The following is a 21,559-nucleotide window of genomic DNA, read 5'->3' as shown; positions in this document are numbered from 1 at the left end:
ACGCGTGCTCGTGGAGTGCAGCGGTGGCTCACTCGGTGGTCTGATATGCGGTTTCCACACACTTTGCGCTTGACCCCCAAAAATGGGGCTTTTCAGGGCAAAAACGGCGCTTTTTCGCTATGAGTCGATTACTTCGCAACTCTTTCAGATGAAGCTACTAGCGACAAAAAAGCCCGCCTTCCGAGATGGTGTCGGAAGGCGGGTTATCGGACTAGGGCCGGTGGGGTTCGAACCCACGACCAAAGGATTATGAGTCCTCTGCTCTAACCGCTGAGCTACAGCCCCGCGCAGAGTGTAGCAGAGTTGTTCGGCTATGTAAAGAAGAAAGTGTTTCGGATAATGGGCCCGCGCACGGACAAAAATCCGCACCATAAATCAGACGAGAAAGGGGCATGCGCCGTTGAGCGGACAAAAATGCGCACTATAATTCGTTCATAGCATTGAGGATGAGTAGGCAAGAACTAATGCAGATCATACTCAAGGAGTTTCGGTCATTTCTAAATCGAACGCGTGCGGAATGTCTCCACGGAATGTTTCCGAAACTGCTCGGTGAGTGTGGCGAGATGTGCGGGAACTCATGTTCAGCGCAGGGCGCGGAGCGAGTATGCGGTGTTTCGTACAGAATCATGGAGAGAGTTCCGAAGCCATATCCAACTCAGCTTCAGAAAGATGTGAACAGGGTCAGCCGTTTCGTGAAGCTTGTCAACATGCCGTTGTCGAAATCCGTACGACAGGTGGCTGAGCCGGGCTACATGTGTATGGATGCGTTGCTGTCATGCACGGTGGGTCAACAAGGGTCGGCTCGTTTGTGTGCACGTGGACACGGACGGACATATACAGCGGTTTTTCGATCCATGTTGCCATGCGGAACTATTGCTTTGAAGTCGTTAGACGCGCCATTCTATTCTGTATGATCATGGCGCCGTTTAAAGTATTGGCGGTCAACACGGATAATGGGAGCGAGTTCATGAACTGTAGTGTTATTCCGCGGAATGGGCTTGCATGGGCGGGTGATGTTGTGGTAGTTTTTTGTGTTCTCTGCTCGCTGCGGCGCGGGTGCGCAGTTGCGGTGCGGGGTGTCGATAAAAGAGTTGGAGTCAGATGATGAGACGCGGTGAACGTGAGGTGCGCGATCGGCAGCGCCTGCTGGAGGTGCTGGAGGCATGCGATTGCCTGAGATTGGCGATGGCTGATGTTGATGCTCCCTATATTGTGCCGGTGAATTTCGGCTGGGAGGAGCGCGAGGGGCAGTTATGGCTTTATTTTCACGGCGCACGCGAGGGGCGCAAGGCGGAGCTTCTGGGGCGGAATCCCCACGTGGGCTTTGAGGCGGATTGCTCTCACGAGTTGGTCGAGGGGGCGGTGGCCTGCCGCTATAGTTATCGCTATGCCAGTGTGATTGGCGTGGGGACGGTGCACTTTGCCGAGTCCGATGATGAGAAGCGTCGCGGCTTGAGCCGGATTATGGCGCATTACGCTCCCGGGCGTGTTTTCGAGTTCCCGGAGGCGGCGTTGGCTCGCGTCGCTGTCGGTTGTTTGTGTGTTGAGCGCATCAGTTGCAAGGAGCATGCGTCGTCTGCGGCGGTCGGGGCTTCGCCGGGCTCGGGTTCAAGAGCTTAGGAGGCTGCCGCGCTCTCGAGGCTCTCGAGGCTCTCGAGGCTTTTGCCGCTTGGCAGGGGCATGGAAGCCGTCGCGATGCGGTGGGGAAGAGGCCGGTACGGAAGCCGTCGCAATCGTCGGCAAGAGTCGCGCAGCGTCGGGGCAGTGGGGGGCCTGAGAGGGTGGCGCCTCAGGACGCCTCTGCGTTGTTGTCGGGGCTTTCCGGGTCTTGAGTCTTGGTGTTGGGGAGCGTTTTTGGGCGATTTTTCACGACGGAACGCAGGATGACGACGGACATGACGGAGGAGAAGAGAAAAAAGACCATCGTGATCACCGTCGGCAGCCAGAGATCGGAGAAGCTGTCGCAGAGGTTGTCGTCCGGGTTCTCCGGGGCATAGAGGACGGGGATTTCTTCGCCGACGCTTTTGACGCTGACATTGGAGGCGGTGCGTTCTTGTCCGGTGTAGGTTTTGCCGTCGACGGTGAAGCGGTAGTGCGCTCGCGCCACCCGCCCCGTGCCTCTGCCGCTGTTGCTCCGACTCCACTCGATGCCGGTGACGGTTCCGGTGGTCGCGTGGTAATGCAGGCAGATGTGCCGGAGGTCGATGAGGGATTGGGTGCCGAGGATGCCGGTGACGACGGCGATGACGAGTAAAACCAGAGCGACTGCCGGAGCGATCATCCGGGTTTTGCCTGAGTTAGCGGCGGTGCCTTGCGCGGCAGCGATGGTTTTGCTGATTTCTTCCCGGCTTTGCAGGCTCGCGGCGTCGATGATGCTTTGCACGCGGCGCACGCGGGCGATATCGGGGAAGATGTTCTCTTCCCGTCGCTTGAAGAGGCGGGCGCCCCGTTCGCTCGCAGGGAAGATGATGTCGCCGCTGCCGTCGGGATTTTCGTCAACGGAGAGGTAGGGCAGGGGCCATTCACGGAGGCGGCGCGGGGAGATGAGCAGACAGCGACGGTTGGTGACGGCGGCGGTGAGGCGTGCCCGCCGCCTGCGCAGGAGCCAAGGGCGGAGGAACATGCCGAGTCCGATGGCGACAAAGGGGAGCAGAAACAGGCTGAAGATGCCTTTGACCGAGGCGGGCATGCCTGACTCCGAGAAGTCCAGCAGACCTGCTTTGTAGGCGAATGCCAGACAGAAGGCGAGGATGACGAGGCCTTTGATGAGGCACTGCGCGTTGCCGAGGAGGTTGAGGCGAGGAAGGGGTTTGCCGGCCCAGAGAAGGGTCTCGTCTTGTGCGAGGCTTTGTTGCAGCTGCTCGCGCTCGTCGCGGCTGAGGCTTTCTTCGATTTCGGGCTCGTTCATGGTTGTTCCGAGGGAGAGGGGCGTGGTTTCCGAGGCCAAACGGGGGGAGAGAGGCGGCAGGGAAAAAGGGAAGCTTTTGTTTTTCCGCGAGGGAGTGTAGCAGGTTTCGTTCCGGGTGTCAAATGCGGTGCGGCGGCGGGGCTCGGCTTTTTCGCCGAGCCGGGGTAATGCGGTGCGGGGAATGGCCTGCTCCCCCCCATGTTCGCTCCCGCCTTGTTGCATGCCTTTTGGGCATGGCTGATGATACGGAAGAAGTATTGGCAATGTGCGGCCGTCGGGTGTAGAATGACATCAGGGCAGGGGAGGGGTTACGCCTTCGCCTGCTTACAGGACGCTGAGAGGTGCTCTCGCGCAGCTGCCGCCGTCGATCGCTGTCGACGGGACGGCGCTTGAGCTGTTCGGGTTGTGCATCTCGGTGATCCGCCCTAAAAAACGTGATTACTGTGATCTGCATATGAATCTGATAAAATCGTCTTTTTTGTGTCTCGGGCTCGGATGCCTGAGCGCCGCCTGCAGTCCCGAAGACGGCGGTGCCGCGTCGGCTGCATCCGCTCCGTTCACGGCGAGCGGCGAGCCGCGAACCGTTGTTGTGTATTTCTCTTGCTCGGGCAACACGGCGAAGCTCGCTGAGCGCATCGCCGAGGTGACGGGAGGCCGTACTTGGCGCATCGAGGCCGAACAGCCGTACACGGCGGCAGACCTCGACTACGAGGTGGCCGATTCTCGAGCGAATCGCGAGCAGCAGGATGCAGCCTCGCGCCCCGCCATCAAGGGGCATTGCAAAGACCTGGCTGCGGCGCAAGTCGTTTTCATCGGCTATCCGATTTGGTGGGGTGAAGCTCCGCGCGTCATCTCGACCTTTTTGGAGCAGCATGATCTCGGCGGTAAAATCGTCGTGCCTTTCTGCACGTCGGGCTCAAGTCCGCTGGGGGAAAGCGATGTGCATTTGCACGCGCTGGCGCCCGACGCCCAATGGAAGCCCGGCAAGCGGCTCAGCGCGCACGAATCGCTTCGCGCGCTCAAGCTGTGGATTGAGGGGTTGGAGCTGCCTGCCGCGCAGCGCTGAGCACCCGCGTTTGTTCTCTCTTTCAGAATCATCTCATCTTAAACATATTTGAATTATTATGGACTCTTATTACAGTTTCGATCATTTTGTTCCCACCCGTTTTCTGTTCGGGGCGGGCAAGCTTGGCGCACTCGGCGATCAGAGCATGCCCGGTCGCAAGGCTCTTGTGGTTATATCAAACGGCCGTTCGACGCGAGCCTACGGGTATCTCGATCGCACGCTGGCTGAGTTGAAGCGCGCCGGTGTGGAATCCGTGGTCTATGACGGCATTGAGCCGAACCCCACGGTGGAGAATGTGAACGGCGGTGCGGCCGTCGCGAAGCGCGAGGGCTGCGATTTCCTCGTGGCTCTCGGGGGCGGCAGTGTGATGGATGCCGGCAAGGGGATTGCGCTGATGGCGACCAATTCCGGCGAGCTGTGGGACTACGTGCCCGTGGGATCCGGCAAGGCGCAGGCGCCGCGCGTGGCGCCATTGCCCATGATCGCGGTGACGACGACGGCGGGCACCGGCTCGGAGGCTGATGCATCCGGCGTCATCACGAAGCTTGATACCTTTGAAAAGGCCTTTATCAGCCATCCGTCGCTTTTCCCCCGGCTCTCGATTATTGATCCGGAGTTGATGACCAGTGTCCCGCCGCATTTGACGGCTTTTCAGGGCTTTGACGCGCTCTTCCACAGTGTGGAGGGGTACATCGCCAAGGGAGCGAACCTCATGAGTGATATGTTTGCGCTGGAGGCCGTGCGGCACCTCGCGGCTTGCCTGCCGCGCGCGGTGAAGGACGGCAGCGACCTTGAGGCTCGCACGCGCGTTGCTCTGGGCAATACGCTGTCGGGCTTTGTCATGTGCCTGACGCTGATTACCAGCGAGCACGGTATGGAGCACGCTCTTTCTGCCTATCACCCGAATCTTCCGCACGGCGCGGGCTTGATCATGATCAGCAAGGCTTATTATGAGTTCTTCGTGAGCCATCACGCCTGCGACGATCGCTTCGTGCGCCTCGCGCAGGCCCTGGGCATGCCGGAGGCGGACAAGGCGGAGGACTTCATCACGGCGTTGGTGCGTCTGCAAGAGGCCTGCGGTGTGGCCGATTTGAAGATGTCCGACTACGGGATTTGCCGCAGCGAGTTCCCGAACTTCGTGCACAATGCGCGGGAGGTCATGGGTGTGATGTTCACCAGCGACCGCGTCGCGATGAGCGATGAGGACGTGCTTGAGGTGTACGAGAAGTCTTGGAAGTAAGCCGCCCGAATTTCAGAGCGGCACGCGGCGGGGGTAACCCGGCTGCGTGCCGCTTTTCGTTGTGGGGCAGGGGCCGTGAGGGAACGGTGTTGAGGGCTGCGCGTGAAGGCGGCCTGAGAAGGAGGCCTCAGCGCAGCCAAGCGAGAAATTCCTTGTTGCCTTCCATGCCCTTGATGGGGGAATCGGCCACGCCCATCCATTCGCGGTGGAGTTCTTCGGTGACGAAGAGGCGTATTTTCTCGACGGCTCGCCGATGGAGGGCGGGGTCGCGGACGATGCCGCCGGGGCCGATGTCTTCGGGCTGTAGTTCAAACTGCGGCTTGATGAGCACCAGCATGTCGCCGCCCTCCTCCAGACAGTCGTAGGCAGCGGGCAGGATTTTGGTCAGCGAGATGAAGGAGACATCGCTGACGATGAGCTGCACTTTTTCACCCAGATCGGCCGGGGTCATGTACCGCGCGTTGAATTGCTCCTTGACGATGACGCGCGGATCGCTCCGCAGCTTCCAGACCAGCTGGTTCGTCCCTACGTCGACGGCGTGTACGCGCAGGGCGCCGTTCTGCAACAGGCAGTCGGTGAAGCCGCCCGTCGACGAGCCGATGTCGAGGCAAATTTTCCCCTCGGCCTTGACGGGAAAGGCTTGGAGGGCTCCCTCGAGCTTGAGTCCGCCGCGGCTGACGTACTTGGGTCGATTCTTGACGGTGAGGGGCAGGGCGTCATCGACTTTTGTTCCGGGCTTCGTGACGGGCTGGTCCTTGACCAGCACTTCACCGGCCAGAATGAGCCGCTGCGCCTGCTCCCGCGAGTCCACCAGACCGCGAGAGACGAGCAAAAGGTCCAGTCTCTGCTTGGGCATATCGGTTCCGAATGCAGTGCTGCGTCAGCGCGTTCTAAGGCCGCGGTTCTGCCCGGGCATGAGGACGCGCTTGCGGGGGGTGCTCTGCTGCGGCCTCGTGGTGGCGCCCGAGCGGCTGCTCACCGTGGCATAGCGCGTGTTGGTGCTCGGCTTCGGCTGTGTCGTGACCGTTGAAGCGGCGGGGCGCACGGGGTTCTCGGCTTTTGTCTGATTCTGGCTCACCGATGAGGGGGTGGGCTTCTTGGTGAGGGCCGGCTGTTGGGGCTGCGCAGGCTGCGGCGCGGGGGTGATTTGAGGTTGATTCTGGCCGGTGGTCGCAGGCGCGGATGTCGGGCGAGGGGCGATGCGCTCCGGAGCGACGTCGCGAGCTGCGGGTTTGGCGGCGGGTGCCGCAGGCTTTGCCGCTTGGGGGGCGGGCCTGTTGATGTAGCTGACGCGGGCATTGCCCGTGCTGACGTCCATCTGCGTTGTATCGCAGGCCGTCAGCGCCAACAGAGAAAGCAAGGAAAGGCTGAGGATTTTCATGAGGAGGGAGGGGAATGGGGGTTATGTGTTATTGTATCAGGGACGGAAAGAGCAGGGCGGTGCAAGACGTCCAGCCCGAGAGGGTCGAAAAGATGAGAAAGGCGCCCGAGACGAGGCGCACGGCATCGCGGCCGAGCCGCGTTTGTTCTTCATTCGGCGCCGGAGCCAAGCTTGCCATGAGGATCCAGAGCGAGGCCATCCAGAGCAGCAGATTGAAGGTTTGATACGCGGCGCCCAAAAAGGGCTCGGAGTACTCGGGGCCGAGGTTGTTGAGGACGTAGAAGGCGACCTGCGGAACAATGGCCAGAATGGCAAATTCGGGCCGCAGTCCGCCGCAGCCCCGCATGGTGTAAAGCCGCAGCCAGACGAGGGTCCAGCAGGCAAGAGCCAACACGGAGCCGATGGCGAGGGCGGCAGACGAGCCGAAAAAGCCGCTGATGGTCGTGCCGGCGTTGAGCAGCATGACCACCGGCAGCAGCAGGTAGAGGTACAGGCGTCGATTCATGCGAGCGATCAGCCGAGCCATTTCCAGGTGATGGGCACCTCGATATCCGGATGCAGGCTTCGCATCGCGGGGCTGCCCAGAGCGCAGTCCTCAAGAGCTTGGCGGTGGGGCGTGTCGGCCGGCAGCGGCACGCAGATTTCCGTCTCGATGCGGGCGATGCGGCGAGGATTGGCGCTCATGACCTTGCTGACTTCAATGCTCAGCCCGGAGAGGTCGAGCCCCTTTTGTTCAGCGTAGATGCCCATGATGGTCGTCATGCAGGCTGCCATGGCGGAGCACATCAAATCCGTTGGTGAAAAAGACTCGCCTTTGCCGTGATTGTCGACGGGAGCGTCGGTGAAAATCGTTGTGCCGGAAGGTTCATGCTGCAAGGCGCAGTGCAGCCCGCCCTGATATGTTATCTTACACTTGACCATGAGTTCATCATAGCGCAGCAATGCCCGCGCGTCAAGACGCGATTCGCGCCGATCTGCGTCACGGTGAATGAACAGCTGCCGATCGCACTGCGATTCGAACTCTTTGTACCGCGCCTACCGCTGCGACGGCGGTCGCTGCGTCGTGTTTTCAATCTCGTGCGCCTTGCGCGCGACCGTTCGGTGCGGCGCCGTGACGTGACCACGTCGCGCAGACGCACGGGGCGCGTGCCGCAGCGCTTCCTGAGGTGCACAAGAATACTCTCAGGCGCGCCGAACCCCTCCGCCGCCATACGGCGATGGTTCGGCAGCCCATTGCCTCGCCATAGGGAAGCGGAAAGACGCTTTGTTCTGACTTCGCATAATGCATGTAATGCAAAATAGCCGTCAATTCATACGGTGTCGGACTTTTACCTTGATTTGCTTCGGGGGTATGGTAGAATAGCCCCGCGTATGAGTATGGTAACCGCAGAGCATTTGCACAAAGTGTTCGGGCGCTTTGTCGCCGTCTGTGATGCCTCGTTTAGCATTGAGAAAGGCGAGATTGTCGGCTTTCTCGGACCGAACGGAGCCGGCAAGACCACGACCATGAAAATGCTCACCGGCTACATGCCCCCGACGGCCGGCACGGCCAGCATTGCCGGCTACGACATTCTGGACCACCCCCTCGACGCGCGGCGGCACATGGGCTACATGCCGGAAAGCGTTCCGCTCTACGACGATATGCGCGTCTACGACTATCTCGACTACCGCGCACGGCTCAAGGGTATTCACTCGGCGGACGTGTGGCAGCAGGTCGGCAACGCTATTGATCGCTGCGGGCTTGAGCCGAAGCGCCGCAGCATGATCAGCACCCTCTCCAAGGGCTACAGGCAGCGCGTCGGCTTGGCGGATGCGCTGCTCGGCAAGCCGGATCTGCTCATTCTCGATGAACCGACGAACGGACTGGACCCGAACCAGATTCGCCAGATACGCGAGCTGATTCGCTCCTTGGCCAATGAGCACACCGTCATCCTCTCCACTCACATCCTCAGCGAGGTTGAGATGATTTGCAACAAAGTCATCATCATCGAACAAGGCCGCATCAAAGCTGCTGACACACCCGCCAATCTGACGGCGAATCTCCGGGCGGCCGGACGCGTTTCCATCGAGTTCAAGGGAGCGCTTGAGCCGGTGGTCAAAGCGCTGGAGTCCCTGCCCCCGGTCAAGAAAGTAATCCACGAATCGACGCTTCCCGGCGGCTGGGAGCGCCTGCTCGTCAGGGCCGAACCCGGCACGGACACGCGCGAAAAGGCAGCGGCCATTGTCACGGGCCTCGGATATCCGATACGCCACGTCTACCGCCACATCCCCAGCCTCGAAGACGTCTTCGTTGAAATGACGCGACACGACTGAGCCTTGTCCGGCAGAAACTCCTGCCCTATCCCTTCCCCTTCTCTCCCCCCTTCTCCGCAACAATCACATGGCAACCGAAGAGAACCCTCGCCAAACAACCGCCACTGATTCCTCGCCGTCTTTTGCGGCGAGATGCCGCTCCTGCGTGCGCGCCGCCCTCGGCAACACCGCCGGCTCCGCCTTCAGTTATCTGCGAACCCTGCGCGTGATTTACGGCAAAGAGCTCAAGAGTTTTCTCTGCACGCCCTTCGGCTGGGTCATCCTCGCCTGCACGATGGGTCTTCAGGGCTTCTGGCTGCAAACCGTGCTGCAAATCATGAGCAATGCGACCGGTGACAGCGTGATGTATTACATGCTCAACAGCGTCTACTTCTGGTTTTACTTCATCTTCATCTTCGCGCTCATCACCATGCGGAGCTTTGCCGAAGAGGAGCGCATGGGCACGCTGGAGGGCCTGCTGACCGCGCCGGTGACGACGACGCAAATTGTTCTCGGCAAATATTTAGCTGCATACACCTTCTACCTCATCCTCTGGGTGCCCATGATGCTCTACCCCTGGATGAGCCACCTCGGCAACGTCTACACCAGCATCAAGTACGGCATCACCCCCGAAGGCGTCATCGAGTACCGCCTCTCCGACTGGTTCGGCGGTTTCTCGATTCTCGCACTCACCGGTCTCTTCTTTACGGCATTGGGCATGGCCTGCTCGGCGATGACGCGCAGCCAGATCATTGCAGGCATCCTTTGCTCCTGCATGATGATCAGCTATTACTTCCTCGGCCGCTTCACCGAGCTCTGGGGAGAGTTCCCCGCGGCGCCGATTTTCCACTACCTCTCGTGCACGGAGCATGTCGGCGACTTCTCGAGAGGCTTGGTGGATACGCGCCCCGTCGTCCTCTATGTCACCTTGGCCCTTCTGACGCTCTCCGTCACCCGGCGCATCGTCGACTACCGCCGCTGGCGGCGATGAGATGACACGCATCGCCCCTGAGCCCTTCGGTTCATCATACCCCCCTTCCCTCCCCGAACATACAACATGAGCAACAGCGATTTCAAAGGCCATCCCGAAGCTCGGCGCGTCAGAAGAAGCCCTCTCGCGTGGATCAACCTCGTTCTGCTAGTCATCATCGTCATCGCCTGCAATTACATCAGCGAGCGCGAGTACGTGCGCCACGACCTGACGGAGGACGAGCGCTTCACGATCTCGGAGCGAACGATCAACACGCTTTCCAGCGAGCGCGTCCAGTCGCGGGAAACCCCGGTTCGCATCATTTTCGCCTTCAAGCAATCGACGCCCAACTATGCGCGGATGCGCGCGCTGCTGGAGGAATACGAGCGCTACGGAAAGGGCAAGATCGAGGTCGAGTACTTCGACCCCATCCGCCAGCCCAACCGCGCCCGAGAAATCTCTCAGATCTACAACACGCAATTCAAGCAGGATCTCTGCGTCATTGACGCGCGTCCCAACCCCAGCGAACCGCTCATGACCTTCTCGACCGAAGCGAGCGAGAGTCGGCACGTGCGCATCTGCCCCGGGGCCACCTTCATTCGCTACGAGGTTCTCCCCGACGGCTCGCGCCGCGCGGTCGCGCTGATGATGGATGAAGTTGTCTGCTCATCGCTGACCAAGGCCATTGAGGGCGACATGCGAACCATGTATGTCATCGAGGGCAAGGGCGGTGTTTCGCGCGACGATACGGCATTGCTCGAGCTGCTCGGGCAGATCAACGGCTCGCTCAACATCGGCCTGAAACCGCTCTCGCTGCACAACCTGAGCGCCATACCCGAGGATGCCGAGGGTCTCCTCATCGTCTCGCCGCAGACTGATTTCACCGAGGATGAGATCAACCTGCTCAAGGACTACTGGAACAATCGCGGCGGCCGCAACTCGATCTTCATCGCGCTGAACCCTCTTCAGACGAACCTGCCCCACCTCTACCGCTTCATCCGCGAACAGGGCATCCGCCCGAATGCGGACAACGTCATGCTGCGCGAAAGCAATCGGCCGCAGTATGACATCTCGGCCGTTTTCCCGAAAAGCCTCAACTGCGCCCGCAGCTTCTGGAACGGGACGACGCACGTCGACGGCCTGACGATGTCCCTCTCGCTCGAGCACGGCGATGAAGATCTGGCCGCTCTGCGCCGATTGAGCATCTACCCGCTGCTGATGACGACGCCCGAATACTACGGCGAAACGCGGACGGGCCGCGAGGCTGCTTTCGACCCGAGCGAGGACATCGAGGGTCCCCTCTGCATCGCAGCTGCCGTCACCAAAGGCCGTCCGCAGGATCCGAACAACCTCAATACCCTCATCGTCATCGGCAACACGGACATGCTCAAGCTTGAAAATGCCCGCGCCGAGCAGCGCGATTACCTGCGCACCATCTGGGCTTGGATGAGTGATCGCCCCGAGTACGCCGGCAAGAGCTCGAATCAGGATCTGAGCATCAAAATTGACCTCAATCGCCATTCGCGCAGCGCCATCGAGTTCCTGACGCTCATCTTCATGCCCGGCGCCGCGCTCCTCATCGCCTTCTTCATCTGGAACACGCGCCGCCATTGACACCTGTCGCTTCACCACCACTCCGCATCCGTCTATGAAAGCCCTCTCGACCATCTTCCTCTCCGTGCTGGCAGCCTTCATGCTTGCCTGCGCGGTTGTGCTGACGATCGACGGGAATCTGGCGCGCATTCTCGGTTGGTATCGCTTTGAGCCCGGGCGCCCGCTCTTCTCGGATGCCAACATGGAGCGCATCGACGAGGTGAACTGGATGCGCATCTCCGACCTGCACGATCGCATTGAATGCGAGCGAGACAAAAACGGCGTCTGGTGGATCATCTATCCCTTCCGCGACCGCATGTCCGAGCAGGCGGCCTACGGCATCCTGAACTTCACCGCGCAGGCTCGGCTCGTCGATACCCTGCCCCTTTCCGTCAGCACGGATAAGGAGCGCGCCCGCGAGTTCGGCGTTGAGACATCGCCCATCCACGTCACGCTCAAAGTCCCCACCGACGAGAGCCACCACACCACCGTGGCGCGTTACACCCTCGGCAACGAGTCCCCGTGGTATGAAAGCGTCGGCGACGGTCAGACCGTCGTGCGAACGAACTACCTCAGCACGGATTTTTACAGTGATGACAAGCGCATCCACGTCGTCACCGGCAACCTGCGCTCCGTCTTTCAGAACGGCCTGTACGCGCTGCGGGATCCCAAACCCCTGCACTTTCATCCGCAGCAACTGCGGAGGTTGACGATTGCACGCCCGTCTCACCCCGGCGAAGCCCCTCTGAGCTTGGAGCGCTCGGATGCCAAGGCCGCATGGCGCATCACCGGCCCCATCCGTGCGGCCGCCGATCAGCCCAAGGTGGACAAGCTCATCAGCAGCTTGGCCTCTCTCACGGCGCTGAAGGTCGATGACGAGAGCGCCGTCGAGCTCCCCGAAACGCCGGAGTACTGCATCGAGCTTGAATCCGAGGGCTCCGAAGAGAGCCCGAAGCTCTTGATTTATCCCTCTTTCACCTCGCCCTCCGATGAGCGCCAGCTCTGCTACGCGAAAGTGACAGACCGTCCGGTCGTCTTTACGCTGCAGGCGAGGCGCGCCATCAAGAAGGTGCCGGCCTACGCCGACATCATCACGGCGGTGACCAGCGTGCCCGTCCTGCCGGAGCAGGAGATGGCGGGGCTGCTTTCCGGAAGCGGCATAGTCTACATCGACGAGCTGCCTCTACAGCTGGACAGTCTGCGCTCCCTGCTCTTTGCGGACAAGGTCGACGTCAAAGACATCAGCCGCATCATGCTGATCTCCGGCTTCAGCAGCGCCCCGCTCTTCCTCAGGCAGATACCCGGCAATGCCGAGAGCGGCGTGCAGGACGTCTGGCTGTACTCGGCCGAAGGGCAGCGCGAGGCTGAGGCGGATCCGACCAAGGTCAAACAACTGGCGATCGGATTGAGCTCGATTCCGGTCGAACGCGTGCTCAAAGACATCGGCCCCGGCGAAGATGCGGGCGCCGCCATGAGAAGCTTTGAGCTCGACAGGCCCGATTACACACTCGTCATGGTTCCGACGCCCTGTGCGCTGCGCGCCACGCTCTTCGGGCAGGACATGCCGCTGCTTCGCGATCGCTCCCCCCGCACCTTCCTCATCAAACGCCGCATCGACCCGGAGACGCAGCGCAGCATGTGGGTCGGCATGGAGGAAGGCGGCAACAAAATCTGCGAGCTCAGCACGGCTCTCACCCGCCAGCTTTCGACGCGCAGCACGTACTGGGCGAGTCGAAGCCTCTTCCACTTCCCCATCTCGGCTCTGCAACATCTCACGCTCAGCGACGGCACGGCCACCCTCGAGCTGCAGTATGATTACATCGGCGATTCGTGGAGCGGCAACGTGAACGGGCAAGACGTCTCGCCTCAGATCAACCCCCACCGCTCGACCTTTTACCTGCGCCAAGTTCAACATCTTCAGGTCGATAGCTGGCTGGAGCGAGGGGACCCCGATGCCATCAAAGCGCTCCTGAAGCCGGCTTTCACCGTGACGCTGGATCTGGAGATGACCGACTATTCGTCGGCCGAGGCCGTCGTCATCGAGCAGGCGGACGACGTGAGCAGTTCCGGCATGCCGCTTGACGCGGGGACAATGACCAACAAAGAGCTGGCGCAAGAGATGCTCACCGAGAAGGGCGAGACGGACGAAGCCATGCGGCGCCTCGCCATGGATGAGCTGCCCGTCATCAAAAAAACGTATACTCTGGAGATCGCCCCCTCAGGTGCCGACTTCTTCTACGGGCGCATCCGCGAGACGGGAGAACTCTTCATCCTCAACAGCAAAATCGGCAATGCCCTGCTGAGTGCCGGTCTGCTTGACCCGTGACACATTCGCCCCTCCCTTCACCGCCTTCCCTGAATAATTCCGAACACCGATAACACTAACATCAATCCGAGCATCTATGATAAAAGAAATCCTGACTCTGGCAGCAGCCGCCACCGCTGTCTGCTCCCTTCCTCTCAACGCCGCAGAGCCTCCCAAGCCCTGCGGAGCCGTCCCGACGAAGCAGCAAGTAGACTGGTTGCGCATGGAGTGGTATGCCTTCGTGCACTTCGGGCTCAACACCTACACCAACCGCGAGTGGGGCTACGGTGATGAGAAGCCCGACCTCTTCAAACCCGGCCATTTTGATGCCGATGCCATTGTTTCGACCTTCAAAAAGGCCGGTATGACGGGCATGATTTATACGGCCAAACACCACGACGGTTGGTGCGCCTGGCCCACTAAAACCACGGAGCACAACATTACCAAATCCCCGTGGAAGGACGGCAAGGGCGATGTTGTCAAAGAGTTTGCTCAGGCCTGCAAGAAGCACGGCATTAAATTCGGCACGTATCTCTCGCCTTGGGATCGCAACTGCGCGGAGTACGGACGCAAAGGCTACCTGAAGGTTTACTACGCGCAGATTCGCGAGCTGCTGACCAATTATGGTCCCATCTTCGAGATCTGGTTTGACGGCGCCAACGGGGGTGACGGCTTCTACGGCGGCGCACGCGAGAAGCGCAACATCGGCAATGCGGACAAGTATTACAACTTTGAGGAAGTCGTGCGCATCATTCGCTCCATCCAGCCGGATTGCATCATCTGGGGTGCCGGCGGCCACGGCGACGTCACGTGGGGCGGTTCGGAGAAGGGCCACGTGCGCCTGCCTCTCTGGAACCCCACCAACATGGGCAAAAAGAACGAGAAGTGGATTTCCCTCGAAGGTGATACACCCATCAACCACGCCGGCTGGTTCTGGCATCCCGGCCAGTCCAGCAAGGTGAAGTCGCCTGAGGTGCTCATGCAGGTCTACCTCGACAGCGTGGGGCGCGGCGCCAACCTCATTCTCAACGTGGCACCCGACCGCGACGGTCGGCTTGACCCGGCGGACGTCGCCTCGCTGCTGAAGTTCGGCGAAAATCGTCGTCGTCTGATTTCCAATGACTATGCCCTCGGCGGCAAGGTCGAGGCCAGCGAGGTTCGCGGCAATGACAAGCGCTTCGGCGGGGACAAGCTCACCGACGGCGACATCGAATCCTACTGGTGCCCGAACGACGGCACGACGAGCGGCGAGCTTGTCGTCACGCTCGATAAGCCCGTGACCTTCGACGTCGTGCGCATCCGCGAGCAGATTCGCCTCGGCCAGCGCGTGAAGGACTACCGCATCGAAGCCTTCGTCGACGGCGAGTGGAAGGTCGTTGACCCCGGCGCCAAGGAGCTCATGGCGAATCAGCAAGGCAAGCCCGACAAGGACAAGCTGACGGCGCCGCAAAAGACCATCGGCAATCAGGCGCTGCGCCGCCTCGACGCACCCGTGACGACCGATCGCGTCAAACTCGTCATCACGGATGCCCGCGCCTGCCCCTGCATCTCGGAGCTCTCCCTGTTGCGCATGCCGCGGGAAATCAAGGCCCCGACCATCAGCCGCAAGGGGGCGGAGGTCAGCATCGAATCTCTCGAGGGCTATGAGATCATCTACACCACGGACGGCTCGGAACCCACCGTCAAGTCCAAGGTCTTTGACGGCAGCCTCAAGGCTCCGCGCACCTGCACCATCAAGGCGGCTTATCGCGACACCAAGGACGGTGAAATCGGCTCGACCGGTGCTGTCAGCTTCGGCGAAGCCAAGGTCGGTTGGAAGTCCAAGACGGGCGAAGACGCCATTGACGATAATCCCAACACTTTCTGGAAGGGCGAGAAGGCCGGAGACAGCATGGTCATTGATCTCGGTCGCACGACCACGATTAACGCCTTCTCTTACCTGCCGCGTCAGGACGGCAAGTTCGAGGGTATGACCGATCAGTACGTCTTTGCCGTCAGCGCCGACGGCGAGAGTTGGCGGAAGGTGGCCGAGGGCGAGTTCTCCAACCTGCGGGCCAATCCCATCGAACTCAAGGTCGACCTCGACAAGAGAGTCAAGGCTCGCTACGTGCGCTTCACGGGCAAACGAGCCCTTGAGGGCCAGGGCGTGACGGCGGCGGAAATCAACGTCTTCTCGCCGGAGGGGAAAGCCTCGAGCGGCAAGAAGGCCAAGAAGGCCAAGAAGAGCAAGAAAAGCCGCCGCAACAAGTAAACATCGCAGCTCGGATACCCCATCCCATGGCTACCTGGCTTTGGCAGAAGAGCGTATCCCGCGAGCATGAAAGCCTCTGGCAGGAGCGCCTCGCCGCCCTGCCGGGGCTTGTCTTCTCTGAGGGATTCAACGCAAGCCGACTGAGCATCAGCGTTTACACGGACAACCTCGAGGAGGCTCTCGTGCTTGAGGCCTGCTACGGCGGCAAGAGCGAGCTCCTTGAAGAGACGGACTGGGTCGCGGCCTCGGCTCCGCGCCACCTGCCCCCGCTGCGCATTCGCAATCGACTGCTCATAACAAGCAGCGAAGACCCCGATGAGCTGGCGCGTCTGCGCGAGCAGTATCCCGGTCGCATCGTGCTGAGCTTTCCGCCCGAAATGGCCTTCGGCACGGGCAATCATGCCACGACCTCAAGCTGCCTTCGCCTGCTCTGTGACTACGCCCGAGCACACAAGCAAAAGCCTTGGACGCTCACCGACATCGGCTGCGGCACCGGCGTGCTGGCCCTGGCCGGGCTGCGGCTCGGCGCACGCAGCGCCATCAGCTTCGATTTTGATGCGAAAGCCGTTGAGGTGGCGACGCGCAACATCGCCCGCAACGGCGGCGGCGAGCAGCTGAGGCTCTTTCAGGCCGACGTCTTTGAATGGGCTCCGGCGCCCGGAGAAGAGGCGGACCTCGTGCTGGCCAACCTCTTTTCCGGCGTCCTGCAGAAAGCCTTCCCGCGCCTGACGGCGGCCATGAAGCCCGACGGCGTGCTCATCATCTCGGGCATCCTCAACAGTCAGGCGGAAGAGACGCTGCGAGCGGCCGAAAACGCGGGGCTCTGCGTTGACAAGGTCGTTCGTCGCGGGAAGTGGACCACGGCTCAACTCCATCGCTCATGAACATCCTCGCCCTTGAAACCTCGCAGCCGGACGCTTCGCTCTGCCTCCATTCGGGCGGCAGCGTGTCCTTCGTGCGGCAGTGGCATGCCGAGCGCAACCACGATGCGTATTTGTTCCCGGCGCTGCGCGACGCGCTGAACCTGCTGGGCGATGAATCGCTGGATCTCATCCTCGTCGGTGCCGGCCCGGGCAGCTACGGCGGCGTGCGCGTCGCGCTGGCCGCAGCCGTCGGCCTGAGCATGGTGCGGGGGGCGCCCGTCGTTGCCTTGCCGTCGTGGTTGCAGTTGACCAAGGACGGCATGAGCATTTTCTCCGACGCGAAGCGCGGGGGCTGGACGCTTCAGCCACCCGATGGCGACCTGCGCGTGGTGGGTGCCGATGAGCTCAGACAGCTGGCGGCCGACGGCGCATCACTCGGCACGGTCGAGACCCGGGAGCATCTTGCCGCGCTCGGGCTGCCGACGTCCGTCCCCTGCTCTCTGCGGCCTGATGCCGAGGGCCTCGTTGCCTCGTGGCTCGCCCTCAGCCCCGACCGCCGACAACACTTCGCCGACAAACCCGCCGAGCCCATCTACGTGCGCCCGCCGCACATTACGGCCGCCAAACACAAACCCTGGGAAATCCGCGCCTGACGGCGCCGCCGCCCCCCTCCTCCTTCCGAAGCCCGCCATGCCGCAGACTGCCGAATCCGCTCCCATCGTTCACTGCTGCCAGCGCTGCGGCGCCTGCTGCCGTTGGGAGGGCGACGTCAAAGTCAGCGCAGATGAGATCAGCGCCATCGCGGCCTACCTCGGCATGGAGGAGCAAGACTTCATCGAACGCTACTGCCGTCTGCGCCGCGACCGCCGCGGGCTCTCCCTCATCGATGCGGCAGACGGCGCCTGCATCATGCTCACCCCCGAAGGCTGCCGCATCCAAGCCGTCAAGCCGCAGCAATGCATCGACTTCCCGCAGCGCTGGAACTTCCCCGGCTGGGAGAAACTCTGCCCGGGCGCCGGCAAAAGCGCCCCTCAAGCATAAGCGGCCTCCGTCGACACAAATCCCATGAACGAGCCTCGGCAGCACTCTCAGCTCAAACGCCTCGGTCTGGCCATCGGCCGCCTGTGGCTGTGGGCTCGCGGCGCCCTCTTCGGCCTCATCACGCACGTTCCCCAGCGACTCGCTCCGAAAGAAGAAGATCGCCACAGCTATCCCGGCACCATCACCGACCTCTTCGCCTCCATCATGCACCAAGTGCAGGGGCTGAGCCTCGATGATATGGATACCACGATGGATATCCTGCGCTACGACTTCCCGAACGTCGAGCACATCTGGCTGGCCGAGCGCTTCCGCAAAGCCTACGAATCAGGATATTCCCTCGACGCCACCCTCCGCGTCGCCGCCGTCGGCCGCACGGAGGCCGAGCTCGTTTCTCTATCGCTTGAAATCTTCACGATGCTGCATCGCGTCGGCGGAGACCTCACCAATCCGGATCTCTTCGACCGTGTGACAACGGGCCTCAACCTGCCGGGGTTGGCCGCACAGATCGAGAAGCTGGTCCGAACCCCCGGTGCGGAGGCCCTTCAACCGATGGAGAGCGTTCGCTTCTCCACGACCTTCGGTGCCGGCAACATTCTGCTCGGCGCGGAGGACGAAGGCGTCAGCTTCCGCGCGCTGAGCTGCTCGCGCCTTCTCATCATTATCAACGACAGTCAGGTGCCGCTCAAAGTCCGCGAGCGCATCCTGCACTGCGGCGATGTCCTCCCGCTCTCCTCCGGGCACGCCATTGAGCTCAAAAACAGCATCCTGACCTATAAGTCCATACGCTTCTTCCTGCAGATGAAGTACACCGGACTCAAGATGGTCAATTACCTGCACCTCTCCGGGGACAGCGCCACCTTCACGCGCCTGCGCCAGCGCAACAGCGTCGCGCGCATCAGCTTCGGACAACACGTCGAAATCGAAGTGCTCAAGGCGGCGCCCGGCTTCAGCATCGACGGTCACCGGCTCTACCAAGGCAGCACCCTCTGCACCTCGTACTTCACCCCCTTCTTCATTGCCGAGCAGGGGCCCTACACCTTCTCGGATCTCAACGAATCCGACGAGCCGGGCGGCAGCTTCCTGCTCGACCCGACGAATCGCAAGGTGCTCGTCTCGAACCTGCCGTACATGAACCGCCCGGGTGTTCTGCGCCTCACGCCGGGCCTGGCTCCCGGCATCGTGCTGGAGGTGAGCTACTCGCGCAACAGCAACACCGGAACCCTGCGCATCCTCGAGGGTGACGCCTCCTCTCTCACCGTGGGAGACACCCCCGTGCGCGGCACCGCCGAGCTGAAAGACGGCGACCTCATCCGCCTGAGTGCCGCGCAGTACCTGCGCTGCCGCTTTGCATCGGGCCTGCTCGACGAAGAATCCTGCGCCATTGACGTGCTGCGCGTGCGCGGTCTCACCCGCGACTTCGTCCGCGCCGGCCGCGTCGTCGACAACATCGACTTCGTGCTCCGACGCGGCGAGATGGCCTGCATCCTCGGGCCGAGCGGCTCGGGCAAGAGCACCCTGCTGAGCATGCTCGCCGGGCACTTGGAACCCTCCTTCGGCACCGTTCATTACAACGACGAACTGCTGCACGCCGGCTCCACCGATCTGCGGCGCCGCATCGCCTTCATCCCGCGCGAAGACATCCTCGACGAGGCCATGACCGTCGGTGAGCATGTCTACCAAGCCTCCGTCATCCGCCGCCCCGCCCTCAACCACGCCGACCGCATGCGCCGCGTGCTGGCCGTGTTGAGCTTCACCGGCCTCGGCCACCTCTACAAACGCCGCGTGGGCCGCGCCGGCGAACGCACCATATCGGACGGCGAACGCACGCGCCTCAACCTCTCGCTCGACTTGACCGGAACGGCCGAAGTCTTCCTCATTGATGAACCCATCAGCGGTCTGGCCTCCGGCGACGCCGAACGCGTCATTCAGACCTTGGAAGAAATGTCGGCCGGGCGCATCCTCATCTGCAGCCTGCACCGCCCCTCGCTCTCCCTGCTCAAGCGTTTCCGCAAAGTCATGGTGCTCGACTCGCACGGGCACATGGCCTTCTGGGGAAGCCCCGACGAGATGATCAAATATTTCCAGTCGGCAGCGCGCGAGCTCAACCTGCACATCATGCCGGAAGCCTCCCGCGCCGGCGGAGCCGACTTTGTCTTCGAAGTGCTCGAGGCGCCGTTCCGCAACCTGCTCAAGAAGCACGCCCTGAGCACGAGCCTCTGGCAAGAGCGCTACGAGCGCTACGCCTACCGCCAGCGCATCAACCGACAAGACGCCGACGAAGGCCTGCCGCACAACCGCATCCCCCCGATGCCCAAGCGCAGCCCGGCCGAGCTGCTCCGCCTCTTCTTCATCTGGGTCATGCGCACCTTCCTCTCGCGCGTGCGCAGCCGCATGGGTCTCTATGCCCTGCTGCTCGAAGGCCCCGTGCTCGCCCTGCTCATCGCGGGCACCCTGCGTGCCGCCAGCGAAGAGCCCTACACCTTCTACAAAGCCCTTCACATCGGCGAATACCTCTTCCTGTCGCTCGTGCTGGCCATGTTCTTCGGGCTGACGGATGCCGCCTGTGAAATCCTCAAAGATCGCCCCATTCTGCGGCGCGAGAGCAACAGCAAAGTGTTCATCAGCGGCTACCTGCTGGCCAAGACCCTCGTGCTCACCGGCATCGCCGGCCTGCAATGCGCCCTCTACCTCCTCGTCGGCAACGCCATCCTTGAGATTCACGATATGTTCTGGGGGCACTTCGTCGTGCTGCTTCTCACGGCCTTCGTCGGCATTGCCCTGTCGCTGATGGTGTCCGCCTTCGTGCGCTCGGAACGCACGGCCCTCAACATCGTTCCCCTGCTGCTTGTGCCGCAGATTCTGCTGGCAGGAGCCCTCATCAAGTTTGAAGAAATGAATGAGTTTAGCCCCTCGCTGCCCGACGGAATCCTCCCGGCGAGCATACAAAAGGCTCTCTCCTCCCTGCGCCATCGCGTAGCCTACCAAGACGAAGAAACCCACGATATCCAGTCCAAACCCGTCCCCCTCATCGCCGAGTTCTGCCCCCTGCGCTACGCCTTCGAAATGATCTTCGTCGAACAGACCTACAACAACCGCTGGGAGCTTGAGACACGCCGCATCAACGACCGACTCAATGAACTTAAAACCAGCGGCTCGGAAGAAGAGATACGATTCGTGCGACGCGCCGTTTTGGCCCTCAACGCAACCGTCAGCACCGCCGAGGAAGCCAAAACCCTCCTGCGCCACGTCCGCAAGGCCGCCCTCTGGCACGACGAAAAGTTCTTCGACACCATCATGGAGCGCATCGAAAAGCGCCAAGAACGGCCCGGCGACCAGCCTGTCGAATTCTTCTTCTCGAACCGCAAACTCAGCGCCATGAGTCAGGGGGTTAAAACCGTCCGCAAAGACGCCCGTGCGAACGAATCGCGCGGCTTCTTCCTCTCTACCCGCCAACCCCGTCTCTTCGGGGAGCAGAATCACGAGACGGACGACGGCACCGTCTCGACCATTCACCGCGACGCCGTCTGGCTCTTCCTCATGGGCTTCATCCCCATCCTGCTCGCCGGCTGGCGCCTGCGCAGCATCTGCCGAGGGCGCTGAGTGCGGCAGCGCCTGTTAGCCTTGACAAATGCCCGTGAGCTCGCTACAC

General features: G+C 61.7%; 17 protein-coding genes and 1 tRNA gene. 12 read left to right on the top strand and 6 right to left on the bottom strand.

The annotated features are described in order from the left end of the window. Positions 1-212: 212 nt before the first annotated feature. Positions 213-285, bottom strand: a tRNA-Ile gene (locus tag AC6UAL_RS06625). 816 nt (positions 286-1,101) lie between these two features. Between AC6UAL_RS06625 and AC6UAL_RS06620 the strand changes: the two genes are divergently transcribed. Continuing rightward, positions 1,102-1,620: a pyridoxamine 5'-phosphate oxidase family protein gene (locus AC6UAL_RS06620; protein ID WP_500682588.1), complete on the top strand. Its 519-nt coding sequence runs from the start codon at positions 1,102-1,104 to the stop codon at positions 1,618-1,620. Between the two features lie 169 nt (positions 1,621-1,789). Here the strand turns inward: AC6UAL_RS06620 and AC6UAL_RS06615 are convergent, their stop codons facing one another. After that, positions 1,790-2,908: a DUF3592 domain-containing protein gene (locus AC6UAL_RS06615; RefSeq protein ID WP_500682587.1), complete on the bottom strand. Its 1,119-nt coding sequence runs from the start codon at positions 2,906-2,908 to the stop codon at positions 1,790-1,792. 454 nt (positions 2,909-3,362) lie between these two features. On the opposite strand from AC6UAL_RS06615, the gene AC6UAL_RS06610 reads away from it, so the two are divergent. Both AC6UAL_RS06610 and AC6UAL_RS06605 read left to right on the top strand, forming a co-directional pair. Then, entirely contained in the window at positions 3,363-3,974 is a 612-nt protein-coding gene (locus AC6UAL_RS06610; protein ID WP_500682586.1) for a flavodoxin, read from the top strand. A 58-nt stretch (positions 3,975-4,032) separates the two neighbouring features. Next, positions 4,033-5,214, top strand: coding sequence for an iron-containing alcohol dehydrogenase (locus AC6UAL_RS06605; RefSeq protein WP_500682585.1), 1,182 nt, complete (start codon positions 4,033-4,035; stop codon positions 5,212-5,214). Positions 5,215-5,341: 127 nt separating this feature from the next. Here AC6UAL_RS06605 and AC6UAL_RS06600 read toward each other — a convergent pair whose 3' ends face one another. The 4 genes from AC6UAL_RS06600 to AC6UAL_RS06585 are packed head-to-tail and all read right to left on the bottom strand — an operon-like array spanning position 5,342 to position 7,516. Next, complete coding sequence (locus AC6UAL_RS06600; RefSeq protein WP_500682584.1) at positions 5,342-6,070, bottom strand: TlyA family RNA methyltransferase; 729 nt, start codon at positions 6,068-6,070, stop codon at positions 5,342-5,344. Between the two features lie 24 nt (positions 6,071-6,094). Then, a complete protein-coding gene (locus tag AC6UAL_RS06595; protein WP_500682583.1) occupies positions 6,095-6,595 on the bottom strand; it encodes a hypothetical protein in 501 nt (166 codons plus the stop codon). 28 nt (positions 6,596-6,623) lie between these two features. Further along, positions 6,624-7,100, bottom strand: coding sequence for a hypothetical protein (locus AC6UAL_RS06590; protein ID WP_500682582.1), 477 nt, complete (start codon positions 7,098-7,100; stop codon positions 6,624-6,626). Positions 7,101-7,108: 8 nt separating this feature from the next. Continuing rightward, positions 7,109-7,516: an OsmC family protein gene (locus AC6UAL_RS06585; protein WP_500682581.1), complete on the bottom strand. Its 408-nt coding sequence runs from the start codon at positions 7,514-7,516 to the stop codon at positions 7,109-7,111. A 450-nt stretch (positions 7,517-7,966) separates the two neighbouring features. Between AC6UAL_RS06585 and AC6UAL_RS06580 the strand changes: the two genes are divergently transcribed. The 9 genes from AC6UAL_RS06580 (at position 7,967) to AC6UAL_RS06540 (ending at position 21,510) form a co-directional block, all read left to right on the top strand. Beyond that, on the top strand, positions 7,967-8,908 hold the full coding sequence (locus tag AC6UAL_RS06580; protein WP_500682580.1) for an ABC transporter ATP-binding protein: 942 nt from the start codon (positions 7,967-7,969) through the stop codon (positions 8,906-8,908). 67 nt (positions 8,909-8,975) lie between these two features. After that, a complete protein-coding gene (locus AC6UAL_RS06575; protein ID WP_500682579.1) occupies positions 8,976-9,878 on the top strand; it encodes an ABC transporter permease in 903 nt (300 codons plus the stop codon). Positions 9,879-9,944: 66 nt separating this feature from the next. Then, positions 9,945-11,471 (top strand): DUF7088 domain-containing protein, encoded by a 1,527-nt coding sequence (locus tag AC6UAL_RS06570; protein ID WP_500682578.1) that lies wholly within the window; start codon positions 9,945-9,947, stop codon positions 11,469-11,471. A gap of 34 nt (positions 11,472-11,505) precedes the next feature. Further along, complete coding sequence (locus tag AC6UAL_RS06565; protein WP_500682577.1) at positions 11,506-13,776, top strand: hypothetical protein; 2,271 nt, start codon at positions 11,506-11,508, stop codon at positions 13,774-13,776. A 76-nt stretch (positions 13,777-13,852) separates the two neighbouring features. Beyond that, on the top strand, positions 13,853-16,006 hold the full coding sequence (locus tag AC6UAL_RS06560) for an alpha-L-fucosidase (protein ID WP_500682576.1): 2,154 nt from the start codon (positions 13,853-13,855) through the stop codon (positions 16,004-16,006). 26 nt (positions 16,007-16,032) lie between these two features. Then, a complete protein-coding gene (locus AC6UAL_RS06555; RefSeq protein WP_500682575.1) occupies positions 16,033-16,890 on the top strand; it encodes a 50S ribosomal protein L11 methyltransferase in 858 nt (285 codons plus the stop codon). Then, positions 16,887-17,522, top strand: coding sequence for a tRNA (adenosine(37)-N6)-threonylcarbamoyltransferase complex dimerization subunit type 1 TsaB (gene tsaB / locus AC6UAL_RS06550; RefSeq protein ID WP_500682574.1), 636 nt, complete (start codon positions 16,887-16,889; stop codon positions 17,520-17,522). The genes AC6UAL_RS06555 and tsaB overlap by 4 nt, the downstream gene beginning before the upstream one ends. A gap of 37 nt (positions 17,523-17,559) precedes the next feature. Further along, a complete protein-coding gene (locus tag AC6UAL_RS06545; RefSeq protein WP_500682573.1) occupies positions 17,560-17,910 on the top strand; it encodes a YkgJ family cysteine cluster protein in 351 nt (116 codons plus the stop codon). A 24-nt stretch (positions 17,911-17,934) separates the two neighbouring features. Then, on the top strand, positions 17,935-21,510 hold the full coding sequence (locus AC6UAL_RS06540) for an ATP-binding cassette domain-containing protein (RefSeq protein ID WP_500682572.1): 3,576 nt from the start codon (positions 17,935-17,937) through the stop codon (positions 21,508-21,510). Positions 21,511-21,559 lie beyond the last annotated feature (49 nt).

Origin of the sequence: Candidatus Parakkermansia intestinigallinarum (genome assembly GCF_944389695.1) — a bacterium.
In the GTDB taxonomy this organism is placed as follows: domain Bacteria; phylum Verrucomicrobiota; class Verrucomicrobiia; order Verrucomicrobiales; family Akkermansiaceae; genus Akkermansia; species Akkermansia intestinigallinarum.
The sequence above is the reverse complement of the archived record's forward strand: the minus strand, read 5'-3'. Positions and strand labels throughout refer to the sequence as shown.

Bases quoted from the DNA above. Each gene is read 5' to 3' on its own strand.
- AC6UAL_RS06620 (WP_500682588.1), top strand. From the start codon at position 1,102: ATGATGAGACGCGGTGAACGTGAGGTGCGCGATCGGCAGCGCCTGCTG.
- AC6UAL_RS06615 (WP_500682587.1), bottom strand. From the start codon at position 2,908: ATGAACGAGCCCGAAATCGAAGAAAGCCTCAGCCGCGACGAGCGCGAG.
- AC6UAL_RS06610 (WP_500682586.1), top strand. From the start codon at position 3,363: ATGAATCTGATAAAATCGTCTTTTTTGTGTCTCGGGCTCGGATGCCTG.
- AC6UAL_RS06605 (WP_500682585.1), top strand. From the start codon at position 4,033: ATGGACTCTTATTACAGTTTCGATCATTTTGTTCCCACCCGTTTTCTG.
- AC6UAL_RS06600 (WP_500682584.1), bottom strand. From the start codon at position 6,070: ATGCCCAAGCAGAGACTGGACCTTTTGCTCGTCTCTCGCGGTCTGGTG.
- AC6UAL_RS06595 (WP_500682583.1), bottom strand. From the start codon at position 6,595: ATGAAAATCCTCAGCCTTTCCTTGCTTTCTCTGTTGGCGCTGACGGCC.
- AC6UAL_RS06590 (WP_500682582.1), bottom strand. From the start codon at position 7,100: ATGAATCGACGCCTGTACCTCTACCTGCTGCTGCCGGTGGTCATGCTG.
- AC6UAL_RS06585 (WP_500682581.1), bottom strand. From the start codon at position 7,516: ATGGTCAAGTGTAAGATAACATATCAGGGCGGGCTGCACTGCGCCTTG.
- AC6UAL_RS06580 (WP_500682580.1), top strand. From the start codon at position 7,967: ATGAGTATGGTAACCGCAGAGCATTTGCACAAAGTGTTCGGGCGCTTT.
- AC6UAL_RS06575 (WP_500682579.1), top strand. From the start codon at position 8,976: ATGGCAACCGAAGAGAACCCTCGCCAAACAACCGCCACTGATTCCTCG.
- AC6UAL_RS06570 (WP_500682578.1), top strand. From the start codon at position 9,945: ATGAGCAACAGCGATTTCAAAGGCCATCCCGAAGCTCGGCGCGTCAGA.
- AC6UAL_RS06565 (WP_500682577.1), top strand. From the start codon at position 11,506: ATGAAAGCCCTCTCGACCATCTTCCTCTCCGTGCTGGCAGCCTTCATG.
- AC6UAL_RS06560 (WP_500682576.1), top strand. From the start codon at position 13,853: ATGATAAAAGAAATCCTGACTCTGGCAGCAGCCGCCACCGCTGTCTGC.
- AC6UAL_RS06555 (WP_500682575.1), top strand. From the start codon at position 16,033: ATGGCTACCTGGCTTTGGCAGAAGAGCGTATCCCGCGAGCATGAAAGC.
- tsaB (WP_500682574.1), top strand. From the start codon at position 16,887: ATGAACATCCTCGCCCTTGAAACCTCGCAGCCGGACGCTTCGCTCTGC.
- AC6UAL_RS06545 (WP_500682573.1), top strand. From the start codon at position 17,560: ATGCCGCAGACTGCCGAATCCGCTCCCATCGTTCACTGCTGCCAGCGC.
- AC6UAL_RS06540 (WP_500682572.1), top strand. From the start codon at position 17,935: ATGAACGAGCCTCGGCAGCACTCTCAGCTCAAACGCCTCGGTCTGGCC.